General features: G+C 45.9%; 15 protein-coding genes. 4 read left to right on the top strand and 11 right to left on the bottom strand.

Going from position 1 to position 13,784, the window contains the following annotated elements; all coding sequences use genetic code 11:
- Positions 1-5: 5 nt before the first annotated feature.
- The 9 genes from BLS03_RS01235 to grpE form a co-directional block, all read right to left on the bottom strand.
- Positions 6-668 carry an amino acid ABC transporter permease gene (locus BLS03_RS01235; protein WP_093268550.1) on the bottom strand — a complete coding sequence of 221 codons (663 nt, stop codon included), beginning with the start codon at positions 666-668 and terminating at the stop codon, positions 6-8.
- Positions 669-672: 4 nt separating this feature from the next.
- The gene (locus BLS03_RS01230; RefSeq protein ID WP_093268548.1) at positions 673-1,317 is read right to left on the bottom strand and encodes an amino acid ABC transporter permease; all 645 of its coding nucleotides are present in this window, start codon (positions 1,315-1,317) and stop codon (positions 673-675) included.
- A gap of 11 nt (positions 1,318-1,328) precedes the next feature.
- A complete protein-coding gene (locus tag BLS03_RS01225) occupies positions 1,329-1,973 on the bottom strand; it encodes an urea carboxylase-associated family protein (protein ID WP_093268545.1) in 645 nt (214 codons plus the stop codon).
- Between the two features lie 15 nt (positions 1,974-1,988).
- On the bottom strand, positions 1,989-2,588 hold the full coding sequence (locus BLS03_RS01220) for a DUF1989 domain-containing protein (RefSeq protein ID WP_093268543.1): 600 nt from the start codon (positions 2,586-2,588) through the stop codon (positions 1,989-1,991).
- Between the two features lie 5 nt (positions 2,589-2,593).
- On the bottom strand, positions 2,594-3,430 hold the full coding sequence (locus BLS03_RS01215; protein ID WP_093268539.1) for a transporter substrate-binding domain-containing protein: 837 nt from the start codon (positions 3,428-3,430) through the stop codon (positions 2,594-2,596).
- A 254-nt stretch (positions 3,431-3,684) separates the two neighbouring features.
- On the bottom strand, positions 3,685-4,536 hold the full coding sequence (locus BLS03_RS01210; RefSeq protein ID WP_093268534.1) for a MurR/RpiR family transcriptional regulator: 852 nt from the start codon (positions 4,534-4,536) through the stop codon (positions 3,685-3,687).
- 205 nt (positions 4,537-4,741) lie between these two features.
- Positions 4,742-5,887, bottom strand: a complete 1,146-nt coding sequence (gene dnaJ, locus BLS03_RS01205; protein WP_093268531.1) for a molecular chaperone DnaJ — start codon at positions 5,885-5,887, stop codon at positions 4,742-4,744.
- 237 nt (positions 5,888-6,124) lie between these two features.
- Positions 6,125-8,041 carry a molecular chaperone DnaK gene (gene dnaK / locus BLS03_RS01200; protein ID WP_093268529.1) on the bottom strand — a complete coding sequence of 639 codons (1,917 nt, stop codon included), beginning with the start codon at positions 8,039-8,041 and terminating at the stop codon, positions 6,125-6,127.
- Positions 8,042-8,336: 295 nt separating this feature from the next.
- Complete coding sequence (gene grpE, locus BLS03_RS01195; RefSeq protein ID WP_093268526.1) at positions 8,337-8,936, bottom strand: nucleotide exchange factor GrpE; 600 nt, start codon at positions 8,934-8,936, stop codon at positions 8,337-8,339.
- Positions 8,937-9,079: 143 nt separating this feature from the next.
- Between grpE and nadK the strand changes: the two genes are divergently transcribed.
- The 3 genes from nadK to bamE all read left to right on the top strand — a co-directional run bounded on the left by nadK (position 9,080) and on the right by bamE (position 12,281).
- Positions 9,080-9,964 carry an NAD(+) kinase gene (nadK, locus tag BLS03_RS01190; RefSeq protein ID WP_093268525.1) on the top strand — a complete coding sequence of 295 codons (885 nt, stop codon included), beginning with the start codon at positions 9,080-9,082 and terminating at the stop codon, positions 9,962-9,964.
- 145 nt (positions 9,965-10,109) lie between these two features.
- Positions 10,110-11,774, top strand: a complete 1,665-nt coding sequence (gene recN, locus BLS03_RS01185) for a DNA repair protein RecN (RefSeq protein WP_093268522.1) — start codon at positions 10,110-10,112, stop codon at positions 11,772-11,774.
- 147 nt (positions 11,775-11,921) lie between these two features.
- Positions 11,922-12,281, top strand: a complete 360-nt coding sequence (gene bamE / locus BLS03_RS01180; RefSeq protein WP_093268520.1) for an outer membrane protein assembly factor BamE — start codon at positions 11,922-11,924, stop codon at positions 12,279-12,281.
- Positions 12,282-12,345: 64 nt separating this feature from the next.
- Here bamE and BLS03_RS01175 read toward each other — a convergent pair whose 3' ends face one another.
- Both BLS03_RS01175 and BLS03_RS01170 read right to left on the bottom strand, forming a co-directional pair.
- On the bottom strand, positions 12,346-12,708 hold the full coding sequence (locus tag BLS03_RS01175; protein ID WP_093268517.1) for an RnfH family protein: 363 nt from the start codon (positions 12,706-12,708) through the stop codon (positions 12,346-12,348).
- Positions 12,698-13,141, bottom strand: a complete 444-nt coding sequence (locus BLS03_RS01170) for an SRPBCC family protein (protein ID WP_093268515.1) — start codon at positions 13,139-13,141, stop codon at positions 12,698-12,700. The genes BLS03_RS01175 and BLS03_RS01170 overlap by 11 nt, the downstream gene beginning before the upstream one ends.
- A gap of 117 nt (positions 13,142-13,258) precedes the next feature.
- Here BLS03_RS01170 and smpB point away from each other — a divergent pair, with 117 nt between their 5' ends.
- A complete protein-coding gene (smpB, locus tag BLS03_RS01165; RefSeq protein WP_093268512.1) occupies positions 13,259-13,744 on the top strand; it encodes an SsrA-binding protein SmpB in 486 nt (161 codons plus the stop codon).
- The last annotated feature ends 40 nt before the right edge of the window (positions 13,745-13,784 follow it).

Genomic DNA, 13,784 nt, shown 5'->3' with positions numbered 1-13,784 from the left:
TTCTCCTAGGCGCCCGCGTTGAGATAGCGAGTCATACGAGACTCAGTACGACGGGCAAGCCAATCAATAAGGCTGTTTAAAATCCAATAAATGACCGCGACAGTGAGGTAAATTTCCAGCGGTGCATAGGTATCTGAGATGGCCTGTTTAGCGGCATACATAAACTCCTGCACGGAAATCACCGACAGCAGTGCCGAGTCTTTGATTAAGCCAATCAACAATCCGACCAATGGGGAAATCATCTGCGGCAAACATTGCGGCAACACCACTTTGCCAAGGGTTTGACGTCGACTCATGCCAAGTGAATGACACGCCTCCCACTGACCACGTGGCAAATTCATAATCGCTGCGCGAATGACTTGTGCAACATAAGGCGCGTAATAAAGCGTTAACGCCACAACCCCAACCGTTGGTGAGGACCAAACAACGTTGTATTCAGGAAGGACGAAATACAACACATAAAGCACAATCAGCAATGGCAAAGTTAGCGTGATATCCGAGTAGATTTGCGCAACTCGGCGCAGCCTTAATGGATTACGTAGCAGCACAAAGGCGATAAACGCGCCGAATAACAGCGTCAACGTGGCGGACAATAAACACAGCTGTAAGGTGTAAATAAACCCATCGGTTAACGTCGGCAGTGAGCTGATGACAGAAGACCAATCCATTCGCTTACCCTCTCTTCAACTCAAAATAACGAGCGCACTTAATTAGCGGAAATGCGATCAACATGTAGCCGAGTGCCACTATGGTCATCACCGTGCTAGCTTCATAAGTTCGCGCAATCACAATTTGCCCTGAATAAGTGAGCTCAGTCAGTGCCACAACCGAGGCCAGTGGCGTAGTTTTCAGTAGAATGGTGAATTCGTTGACCAGCATAGGTAAACTGGCGCGCAGTACTTGCGGCGTCGTGATATACCACCAAGTCATTCTGCGTGTTAACCCTAACGTTCGCGCGGCCTCAAGCTGACCTGCGGACACCATCGAGTGGTTAACGCGCAATATTTCACTCACATACGCGCCGCTATTAAGGCCAATGGCGATAACGGCGGCCAGCATTGGCTGACCACCAAGTCCAATCGTCGGCAGGGCAAAAAACACCACAAACAATTGCACAATCGCTGGCGTACCGCGCATAACACTGACATAACAGCGGCCTATAAAACGCCAGAAACGATAGGAACGAAGTTGTAAATAGCAGCCTAATTGCCCCATACATAAACTCAATAGCGAGGCCATCACCGTCAATTGCACCGTGAGCCATAATCCCTGACCAAGTTCAGGAAGCGCCGCTAGAACCTGTTCACTTATCCCCATCGTTGCCTCTATTACGCGTTAAAGTCGAATAAATCTTCGGCGACCGATAACTGCACTGCGCCAGGTTTGTCGTTGCCTTCAATGCCAGTGTTGCAAGTCGAAACGATAAACTGAGTATCGCTCACAACGCGGCACGTCAGGCTGTTTCCGGCCTTGGTTAAATTTGGCTGAGGAACAATATTGCCTTCACGGGTCAAATCGACATGCATAAATAGATTGATGGGATCCGGTAACTTAGGCACCGACATACCCAGTGCATTCAACTGCTCCTGCACCGATTCCACACACCCTTGCCCCTGATATCCATTTTCAGCAAGCCATGAAGTGGTCGAACCCGGAAGCAATAAATCATGACGTTTCACGTCGTCTTTACCCAGCACCATGACCGGACGACGACGATTGTTGACCATACGCATTCCCGAACCGAGCAAATAGCTATTACTAAACACACGGGTGTGGTGCACCGACAACCATTGATTCGGCTCCGCTAGACTAAAGCCAAATAAAGAGGCCACTGCACCATCTTCCAGCGCCGTGATGCGAAGTAATTGGCCACGTAGTACTTTAATCGTACCCGCCGTACCCGCCTCAACAGTCACCGACTCGGCCAACTCTCGGGCTCCAGTTTCGCTAAACGCTTCTCGCATTAACAACATGCTATTCTCCTGGTTCTAAATCGGTTGGTTATCAACGCGAACGTCAATAGGGGTCACTTGTAGGCCATTGCCTGGAATGATGTCTTGAGGACATGAAGAGACCGAGCACACCAAATCACACAAAGCTTCAAAAGTAATGGCATCGCCAGGCTTACTATTGGGGTCAGTGACTTCCATTTTGCCATCAGCGGTAACCGGACCGTTTTGAAACAAGTTAAACGGCTCAGGAAGGCTGTAATAGGTCACGCCAAACTCGCGCATTCCTTCAAGCAAGTTATCAACGCAGTTACGATGCCCTTCTACCGCGAAATCAATGCTAAAACGAGTACGGTCACAAGCCGGTACGTTGGCATCATGAATACCAATAGTATCGGAGACGATTTTCAACATCGGACGATTGTGACTCGACCACAGCTCATCTCCTGGTTTAAAAAACAGTGAGCGAAGATGCTGGCGAGTATGCACCGGCGATAACTTCTCATTGATATCATTGGCGTTCACCGCAACAAAATCTGCAGCTTGCTGCCCTTCACTATCAATCACGGTAATGTGCTGACCTTTACGCACGGTAAAGGTTTGGCCTTGACCAGCAGGTACATGAATATTCTGGCACATCAATTTTACTCCTCAGAAATAAAGTTATCGGCGGGTACGGTGAATGTCGCACCGAGGAACTGCTGCTGCAATTTGGCCAACTCACCACTTTCTTGCATTGCCAGAATGTGTTTACTAATTGCTTGGTTTAACGCTGTATCTTGTTTGCGAGTTGCCCATCCCATCCACTGTGTTGGGCCGAGTTCGCCAACTTTCTTAAGCCGATTTGGGTATTTGCTAAGCAGAGGAGCCAGCACAGAAATGTCATCCATCACAAAGTCAGCACGTTTGGTCATTAAAGTCGAAACAGTCTGATCGAGCGTATCAACACTGATGATGGTGATGGGCTTTTTGCCCGCTTTAGTAAGGGTTTGGTTAAACTGTTTGAGTAGTTTTTCTGGAACACTGGTGCTTTTCACTGCGCCGCGTAAACCGGATAAATCGTCGACCGAAAGCGTTTTAGTCGCGAGTTTTTGTGCCAGTTCAGCGCGCATCATGACACCATTGACGGTTTTGCTGTATGGAACTGTGAACGCGACTTTTTTCGCTCGTTCAGGCGTGTAGTTAAGTGAAGAGCCTTCCGCATCAAACGATCCAGAAATAAGCCCAGGTAAAATGCCACCAAAGGACATTTTCTGCATTTCCAGTTTAACGCCAAGCTCGCTGGCAAATGACTTCATGATCTCGACACTGTAGCCGACGATCTCACCACTGCTATTGGTAAACTCGTAAGGAGGGAACGTTGGGTCGATCCCCACTGTCATTTTTCCGCTACTTTTGATATCCGTAAGGGTATCCGCATTGGCGGTGGCGACCGCTCCAAGCGTTAACGCCGCCATCAGTAAGGTGGTGACTTTTTTCATCTCTAGATTCCTTTACTTGCATAAAACACCTCTAGAGATAGAGCAGTTATTGTGCCACAAATGAAAACCACTCGTTTAAATAACCACCAAAAACACAAAATTAACCTTTAAAATCAAATGGAAACATTTGTTTCAAAATTTATTTTTATTGTTTCACAATTTTCTTAATCAGTAAAAAGATACTCAGAAATAATGATAAATTGCACAATAAAGGGGAGTTTTGTGAGCCAAGTCGCACCAAACTAAAGCATGAATTAGCTCAATTCATCGATCCATTGATGCGTTAATTCAATTCGCGAGAGCAAATCTTTGCCACTTTTTTCAACTTTCTGGCCAACTAACGAGGTCAACAAGTTACACACCCCAGACAAGGATGCGGTACTGTCAAACATCATGCTACTTTCGGTGTGACAACGAAGAATCCACTTAGCATGCTTGACTGATTTACCAGACAACGAGTCAGTGATGTAAATCATCGGCACATCCAATTCACTCAACGCTCCCATCGCCGAATCTAGAATGGCCATGCGACGTCTTAACCCCACACAAATAGCAATATCTTGTGGATCCAAAGCGGCAAGATGCTCAGCCAACGAATCTCCCGTACGCGGAAGCAGACGTACATCCTGATGCAAATTGATCAGGTCACGATAAATCACCGTGGCGATAGCGTAGCTGTGACGCCAGCCCAAAACCACCACACGCCTTGCTTTAGCGATGGCCGACGCCATTTCGTCAAGCTGCTGGAGATCAATTAGCCGATAGGTATTGACTAAGTTCGCGATCTCTTTTTCTAGATGAGATTGCACGATGTGCTCGATGCTTGGAGAATCAGCCAATGGCTGGAGATAAAGCGGAGATCCACTGTTTTGCATCTCGCGCGCCTGACGACGAGCTTCGTCATAACTTTCATAGCCTAGGTGTCGAAAAAATCGCGATGTGGTGGCTTTGGAAACCCCGGCACTCTCAGCTAATTCTGTTGCCGTATTGGTCGCAAGTTTTCCCGGCGCTGCTAGTAGAACGTCAGCGAGTTGCTGCTCGTAGCTCGACAGCTTATCCCAGTCTTGGCGAATTCGATTCTCTAGTGAGAGTGATTTTTTAGGCATTTCTCGTTCCCCTACTACCTTATTTCCCTTGCCTTAAAATAAAACCCCACATAAAAGCAGAGCATGCTAAGCCTACACTACAATAACTGTGCCAGTCATCAGACACTTAATCAAAGCCAAAGCAAGGCTGGTATTTTACCAGACATAAAAAAAGTGGCCCTTGTTTACCACAAGGACCACTTGATAAGTCGTTATTAACGCTTGATTAGCTAGTTAAATCGTCAAAGAACTTCTTCACACCTTGGAAGAACCCTTCCGACTTGGGTTTATGCTTGGTTGCCGCATCACCGCCGCAGGACTCTTCAAATTCGCGCAGCAGTTCTTTTTGACGCGCGCTTAGGTTTACTGGAGTTTCAACGGCTAATTTCACAATCAAATCACCCACACCACCGCGAACGCCTTTCACACCTTTACCACGCATACGGAACATGCGACCGGTTTGAGTTTCAGCTGGAACTTTGAGGTTCACGCGGCCATCAAGGGTTGGCACTTCCACTTCACCGCCAAGTGCCGCCATTGAGAAACTCACTGGCACTTCACAGTGCAGGTTGTTACCGTCACGGTCGAAAATATGGTGCTCCTTAACATGGACTTGCACGTACAAGTCACCGGCTGGTGCGCCCATTTCCCCAGCTTCGCCTTCGCCAGAAAGACGAATGCGATCACCAGTATCAACGCCAGCTGGAATTTTAACGTTAAGGGTTTTGGTTTTCTGTTTGCGACCTTTACCGTGGCACACTTCGCAAGGATCTTTGATGATTTGACCCGAACCGTGACAGGTTGGACAAGTCTGTTGCACCGCGAAGAAACCTTGACGCATCTGAACTTGGCCATGGCCATGACAGGTAGGACAGGTTTGTGGCGATGAACCTTTCTTCGCACCGCTACCATTACATGAATCACAGTGAACCAGAGTCGGTACTTCGATCTCTTTTGACACACCACGAACCGCTTCTTCAAGCGTCAGTTCCATGTTGTAACGTAAATCGGCACCACGCTGAGCGCGCGCTTGACCGCCACCACGGCGTCCACCGCCGAAGATATCGCCAAACACATCACCAAAGATATCGCCGAAATCTGCACCGCCACCACTAAAGCCGCCGCCACCGAAACCACCGCCGCCTTGTTCAAATGCGGCGTGGCCATATTGGTCATAGGCTGCACGTTTTTGTGAGTCGGTCAGAATTTCATACGCTTCTTTTACTTCTTTAAATTTATCAGCCGCTTGCGCATCATCCGGATTACGGTCCGGGTGATACTTCATTGCAAGGCGTTTGTACGCCTTCTTAATATCACGCTCTGAGGTGTCACGGCTGACACCTAATACTTCGTAAAGATCACGTTTAGACATGTTGCTCGTCACCAATTGTTACTGCAAACGGCCCTGTGCCGCTTGGTGGTTATATATCGATATAGATAAAGGATCGCCTTAGCTATACGGACACGCTTTACACATAGACGGGCGTATGAGTTTCCCCAAACGCCCGCGCAAATGAAGCATTTCAATGTTATCTCTTCATTTAAGAAGTGCGGTAAGACTATTACTACCGACACTTCCTATATCAAATCAAGAGATCAAACCAAGAAATTATTTCTTGTCGTCTTTCACTTCTTCAAACTCGGCATCAACAACGTCGTCTTCTTGAGCTTGTTGTTGGCCTGCATCAGCGCCTTGAGCTTGCTGTGCTTGAGCTTGTTGCTGAGCGATTTCCATCAGTTTTTGAGCAGCAGCCATCAGAGCTTGAGTTTTCTCATCGATAGCAGCTTTGTCGTCGCCATTCTTCGCTGTTTCTAGCTCAGAAATTGCAGCTTCAATTTTCTCTTTCTCGTCTGCTGGTAGAGCATCGCCTGCTTCTTCCACTTGCTTACGAGTACCGTGGATCATTTGGTCAGCTTGGTTACGTGCAGTCACTAACTCTTCGAACTTTTTATCCGCTTCTTTGTTGGCTTCTGCTTCTTGAACCATTTTCTCGATTTCTTCGTCGCTTAGACCACCAGAAGCTTGGATAGTAATCTTCTGCTCTTTACCGGTGTTTTTGTCTTTCGCTGACACGTTCAGAATACCGTCGGCATCCAAGTCGAAAGTCACTTCGATTTGTGGCATACCGCGTGGCGCAGGCTGAATACCTTCTAGGTTAAATTGACCTAGAGATTTGTTGTACATCGCTTGCTTACGCTCACCTTGCAGAACGTGAATTGTTACTGCGCTTTGGTTGTCTTCAGCAGTCGAGAACACTTGGTTCGCTTTAGTTGGGATAGTGGTGTTCTTCTCGATAAGTTTGGTCATCACACCGCCCATGGTTTCAATACCAAATGACAGCGGAGTCACGTCAAGAAGAAGAACGTCTTTCACTTCACCAGCAAGTACGCCACCTTGAATTGCAGCACCAATCGCAACTGCTTCATCAGGGTTCACGTCTTTACGAGCATCTTTACCAAAGAATTCAGCAACTTTCGCTTGAACCATTGGCATACGAGTTTGACCACCCACTAGGATAACATCGGTGATGTCACCAACGGTTAGGTCAGCATCCGCTAGGGCAACTTTTAGTGGTTCTAGAGAACGTTGAACTAGGTCTTCAACTAGAGATTCTAGTTTCGCACGCGTTACTTTAACGTTCATGTGTTTAGGACCAGTTGCGTCCGCAGTCACGTATGGCAAGTTAACGTCAGTTTGAGAAGCAGATGAAAGCTCAATTTTGGCTTTTTCTGCCGCTTCTTTCACACGTTGCATTGCAAGTGGATCTGTTTTTAGGTCAATGCCTTGCTCTTTTTTGAACTCATCAACCAAGTAGTTGATCATGCGGTTATCAAAGTCTTCACCACCTAGGTGAGTGTCACCGTTGGTTGCTAGAACTTCAAACGTTTTCTCGCCTTCAACTTCATCGATTTCGATGATTGAGATATCAAATGTACCACCACCAAGGTCGTAAACTGCGATAGTGCGGTCGCCGCCTTTTTTATCCAAACCGTAAGCAAGTGCAGCCGCTGTTGGTTCGTTGATGATACGTTTAACTTCAAGACCTGCGATACGACCAGCATCTTTAGTTGCTTGACGCTGAGCATCGTTAAAGTAAGCAGGAACAGTGATAACTGCGCCAGTTACTTCTTCACCAAGGAAATCCTCAGCGGTTTTTTTCATTTTCTTCAGTACTTCAGCTGAAACCTGAGGAGCTGCCATTTTTTGGCCTTTCGCTTCTACCCAAGCATCACCGTTGTCGGCCTTAACGATTTTGTACGGCATGATTGAAATATCACGTTGTACTTCTTCGTCTTCAAAACGACGACCGATTAAACGCTTAATTGCAAATAGCGTGTTAGTTGGGTTGGTTACAGCTTGACGTTTTGCAGGCTGACCAACTAGCGTCTCACCATCTGTATATGCAATTACCGATGCTGTTGTACGCTCACCTTCAGCATTTTCAATAACGCGAGGTTTGTCGCCATCTAATACAGCAACACATGAGTTAGTAGTACCTAAGTCAATACCAATGATTTTACCCATCAGGCTATCTCCGAATAAATTCTATTTTCGTTTGGTTATATCCCCAATGTGGGGATGGAGAATTGGGATTCAACCCTGCTCACAAACAAAAACAATAATGTTTGCTTCTCTTATGCACCTTAGATAAGGGCGGCAAATGTGTTTTCAAGGGCGAATGAAAAAAAAGTTGAGGTTTTTATTCGTTTCGCTGTGTATTTGTACAAATCCGCTGTTTTCAACCATCAGGGTTAAAAACTCGGCGCAATAAAAAGGAGGCTACAAAGGCCCCCTTTATCTCTAACGAACACCCAAAAGCTTATTTAGATACCATTACCATGGCAGGACGAACCACTCGACCATTGAGCTCGTAACCTTTTTGCATCACGAACATCACGGTATTTGGCTCGTGATCTGGGCTTTCCTGAATCGACATGGCTTGATGAAGTTCAGGATTAAACGCTTCGCCTTCAGGGTTAATTTCTTTAAGGCCAAACTTAGTCACTACATCAATAAAGGTTTTGTGCGTTAACTCAACACCTTCAAGGATTGGCTTCACCAGTTCGTTTTCAGCATCTGCAGCTTGAATTGCGCGCTCGAGATTATCGATAACTGGTAATAGCTCTTCAGAGAACTTATTTAGCGCGTATTTGCGCGCTTTATCAATCTCTTGCTCAGAGCGACGACGCATGTTTTCTACTTCTGCGCGAGCGCGAAGTACACTGTCTTGTTGCTCTTTGACTTTCGCTTCGCTCGCCAGTAGCGCCGCTTCTAACTGAGCAATTTTGCCATCTACGTCATCGGATTCTTCATTCCAATCGATGTCCGCTTCCATACCTACAGCATCAACTTCCGCGTCTTGTTGCTCGGCTTGCTGCTGCAGCTCTTCTTCGTTCAATTTATTTTCTTCGTTGCTCATGAATATCTCCGAGAATTCAACCTTAAAGTGGTCATCACTGATACCTTCAGCGTCAAACACATAAAAATTCGCATAAATACGTAACTTGCCATTATTATGGGGATGACGAGACTCGATTCAAGCCCAATTAGTGCGGAAAAGTTATGAAAACACCTTTTGACACCATCGCCATCATAGGCAAGCCAAGAGATCAGCAAGCAATTCAAACTCATAAAGAGCTTTATTGCTGGTTATCCGAACAAGGCTATTCGGTGTTTATTGATGATAGATTGCGCGACATTCTGGCGGATATTCCGGCGGAACACTTCGCTAGTTTGCTCGAACTGGGCGAAAAGGCCGATTTAGCCATCGTAGTGGGTGGTGATGGCAACATGCTTGGCGCAGCTCGGGTACTTTCCCGTTTTGATATCTCAGTGATTGGCGTCAACCGCGGTAATTTAGGTTTCCTCACCGACCTCGACCCAGAAGAATTTCGCGTCACGCTGAAAAACGTGTTGCAGGGCGCATATATAGAAGAAGAGCGTTTTCTATTGGAAGCAGAAATTCATCGCCACGGACAAATCAAAAGCCACAATACTGCGCTAAATGAAGCTGTACTTCACCCTGGAAAAATCGCCCATATGATTGAATTTGAGGTGTACATCGATGACAGCTTTGCGTTTTCTCAACGCTCTGATGGCCTCATAGTATCAACGCCAACCGGTTCAACTGCGTATTCCCTTTCTGGTGGCGGTCCGATTTTATCGCCAAGTCTAAACGCAATTTCCTTAGTTCCGATGTTTCCACACACTCTGTCTAGCCGCCCGCTGGTAGTGGACGGTAATCGCAAAATAAAGCTGATTGTTTCTCCTTCTAATCGCGGCACTCAAGAGGTGAGCTGCGACGGACAGATCTCTCTTCCCGTTTCACCGGGAGACGAAATCCTTGTTTACCAAAGCCCTAATGTACTGCGCTTGATTCATCCTCAAGATTACAGCTACTACCATGTTTTGAGGAGTAAGCTCGGTTGGTCAAGTAAGCTGTTTTAGTACCAAAGATACTTTCGGCCTAGAGCGGTTTTCGGTCCCAAAAAATCAATCGAACAAAAAAAAAGCATTTAAGCATCTTTACTGTATAAAGAAACAGTATATACTGTCTTCTTATACAGTATTGTTTAATTATACAGGTGCAAAAATGCTGGCTCATCTTAGTGTTAATAATTTCGCTATAGTTAAGTCTTTACAACTTGAACTGCCTAAAGGCATGACCACAATTACCGGTGAAACCGGTGCAGGTAAATCAATTGCAATTGATGCTCTTGGCTTGTGTTTAGGCGGCCGCGCTGAAGCGGGAATGGTTCGCCCCGGTGAAGAAAAAACCGAGGTCAGCGCTGCATTTTTGCTCGATAACAATACCCATGCTACCCGCTGGTTAGAAGACAATGAACTGCTTGATGGCAGTGAATGTATTTTACGCCGTATCATCACTAAAGAAGGCCGTTCACGCGCCTTCATCAATGGTAGCCCCGTCCCTCTTTCACAACTTAAAGCCTTAGGTCAGTTGCTGGTGAACATTCACGGTCAGCACGCTCATCATCAACTGATGAAAGCTGAACATCAAATGTCGATGCTTGACCAATACGCAGGTCACCACAATTTGTTAGACGCGACCCGTAATGCTTATCAAAAGTGGCGCCAAGCGGATAATCAACTCAAGCAATTGCGCGAAAACAGCCAGCAAAACCAAGCTCAAAAACAGCTACTTGAATACCAAATCAAAGAACTCAATGAGCTGGCGATCGGTGAAGAAGAATTTGCCGAACTTGAGCAAGAACATAAACGTTTAGCCAACAGTGGTGAATTGGCCTCAACCTGCCAGCAAGTCATCGAACTGCTTTACGAAGGTGAAGACGTCAATGCGTTAGGCATTTTACAAACGGCAAGCCAATCCTTGATCGACATCGCTGAAATGGATAAATCGCTCAGTGAACTGCCTAACCTAGTCGCTGAAGCCATGATTCAAATTGAAGAAGCCAACAACGAACTGCGCAGTTACTTAGAAGGGATCGATGTTGATCCTGCGCGTATGGCGTTTGTCGAAGAACGTTTTTCAAAAGTAATGTCGGTTTCGCGCAAACACCATGTGATGCCAGAGGAACTGTTCCAACATCACCAAAACTTGCGTGAACAAATTGAACAACTGGATTGCTCTGACGAACGTCTGGATGCCATGGCCGCAGAAGTTGAAGGACATTACCAAGCATTCTTAGTCACCGCAGAGAAGTTGCACAAGTCGCGCAGCCGTTATGCCAAAGAGCTGAATAAGCTAATCACCAAGAGCATGCATGAACTGAGCATGGAAAAAGCGCAATTTTCCATTCAAGTCGACAATCAAAGTGACCACCCTACTCCACTTGGTACTGATTCGGTGTGTTTCTTAGTCTCGACCAACCCAGGCCAACCACTGCAAGCAATTTCTAAAGTTGCGTCTGGTGGTGAACTATCGCGAATTTCTTTGGCGATTCAAGTTATCACGGCTCAAAAAGTTGATACTCCAAGCCTTATCTTCGATGAAGTGGATGTCGGTATCAGTGGTCCAACCGCAGCGGTTGTCGGAAAAATGTTGCGTCAGTTGGGCGAATCAACACAAGTACTGTGTGTTACCCACTTGCCACAAGTAGCTGGCTGTGGTCATCAGCAGTTGTTTGTCGCTAAACAAACTAAGAAAGGCCATACCGAAACGCAAATGCATCGCCTTGACCAAGACCAACGAATTTCGGAACTGGCAAGATTACTTGGCGGCAGTGAGATTACAGAATCAACGCTGGCAAACGCCAAAGAGTTATTGATTGCAGCTTAGATTAAGTAGAAATATTCGCTCAACTTTGCAACCAAATTCAAAAATCATGGTCTGAAACAATTCAAAAGGTGGGCATGTTTTTACTTTAGTGCCCAGCTTGTTTATCATCACCGCAGTTTTATGATTTCTTAGCAACAGAATTTGAGTATGCAAATTAAAAAGTGGCTTGTCGCCCTACCACTCGCGATGACAATGCTTACGGGCTGTTCTCTATTAGAAAAGCTCGTGTATCGCATCGATATCAATCAAGGAAATTATGTTGAGCAACAAGCTGTAGAACAGCTCAAGTTTGGCATGACCAAGGAACAGGTTCGTTATGTGATGGGGTCACCAATGCTCATTGAAAATGGCTATCCGGATACTTGGTATTATATCTACCACCATACTGAAGGCCATCATGACTCGATTCAGAAAAACCTGGTTGTGAACTTTAACGATCAAGGTCAACTGGTTAACGTGAAAGGCGATTTTGACGCCAGCGATAAATTTTTCGAGCGCCTAAACTAGTTAGCAACCAGCAACAGTTATCTATTTTATCCAGATAATCGCTACGTGATAGAAAAAGGCTCGCTTAATGCGAGCCTTCTTTTTTACGTAAAGCGTTAGGTTTGCCACCGGTAACAGGATCCGCTGTCCCAGCCGCTTTGGCTTGCTCAGCCCGTTTACGCCGAATATCTTTAGGATCCGCAAGCAGCGGGCGATAAATCTCAATTCTGTCGTGATCGCGTACCGTCGCATCGAGTTTTACATTACGGCTAAACACGCCCACTTTATTCTTATCAAGGTCGATTTCTGGATACAGTTCCAAAACGCCAGATTGAGAAATAATTTCTTCGACTGTCATGGCCTTGTTGACCACTAAGGTGAATACTCGCTGTTCCTCAGGAAGCGCATAAACAACCTCAACATGAATCATGTCTGACTCAATACTCATAACACTGATATACCTGTTTCGCACGTTTAGTAAAAGCATTGACCATATTATTGGTCAACTCACTAAAAATCTTACCAAACGCAAGCTCAATCATTTTGCTTGAAAATTCAAACTCTAGTTTTAGCTCGACTTTACATGCCTGTTCATCCAGAGCAGTAAAATACCATCCACCGGTTAAGGTTTTAAACGGACCGTCGACTAAGTTCATGATAATCGCTTCACCAGCAATCAGCGTATTCGAAGTAGTAAAGGTTTTACTGATCCCCGCTTTTGATACATCAACCGATGCCACCATAGTTGAAGATGTCGATTCAAGGATCCTCGAACCAGAACAACCGGGTAAGAAATCGGGATACTTAGCGACATCGTTTACGAGATCAAACATCTGCTCAGCACTAAAAGAAACTAACGCAGAACGACTGACTTGTTTCATACAAACTCCTATTACTACAGCCCGATTCTCAAGCTTTGGTTAATTTTACTGTTATTCACGTTTTGCGCAAACAAAAGCATTTCCTAAGCCGCATTCGATCCGTATAATGCACCCACTATGGCAAAGAAGAATTCAAAACAAAAAGCGGGTAGCAATACCATCGCTCTCAATAAAAAAGCTCGTCACGAGTATTTCATCGAAGATGAATATGAGGCGGGTCTTGAGTTACAGGGCTGGGAAGTTAAATCACTTCGCCAAGGCAAAGCGAATATCGCTGAAAGCTATGTTTTCATGCGTGACGGAGAGGCTTTTATCAGCGGAATGACCATTACGCCGCTCACACAAGCGTCAACCCACGTGCTCTGTGAGCCGACGCGCGTGCGCAAACTCCTATTATCGCGCCGTGAACTCGATAACCTATTCGGTCGAATTAACCGTGAAGGCATGACGCTAACTGCACTATCACTTTACTGGTCGCGCTCTTGGGCAAAACTAAAGATTGGTGTGGCGAAAGGTAAAAAACTTCACGATAAGCGTACTGATCTCAAAGATAAAGATTGGCAACGCCAGAAAGCTCGCGTAATGAAGAGCTCACTGCGTTAATCTTAACCAAACGGTCGCATAGAGCTAGACAGCGTCAACT

It is taken from the genome of Vibrio xiamenensis (assembly GCF_900100015.1).
GTDB lineage: Bacteria > Pseudomonadota > Gammaproteobacteria > Enterobacterales > Vibrionaceae > Vibrio > Vibrio xiamenensis.
This window is presented reverse-complemented; position numbering and strand designations above follow the sequence as displayed.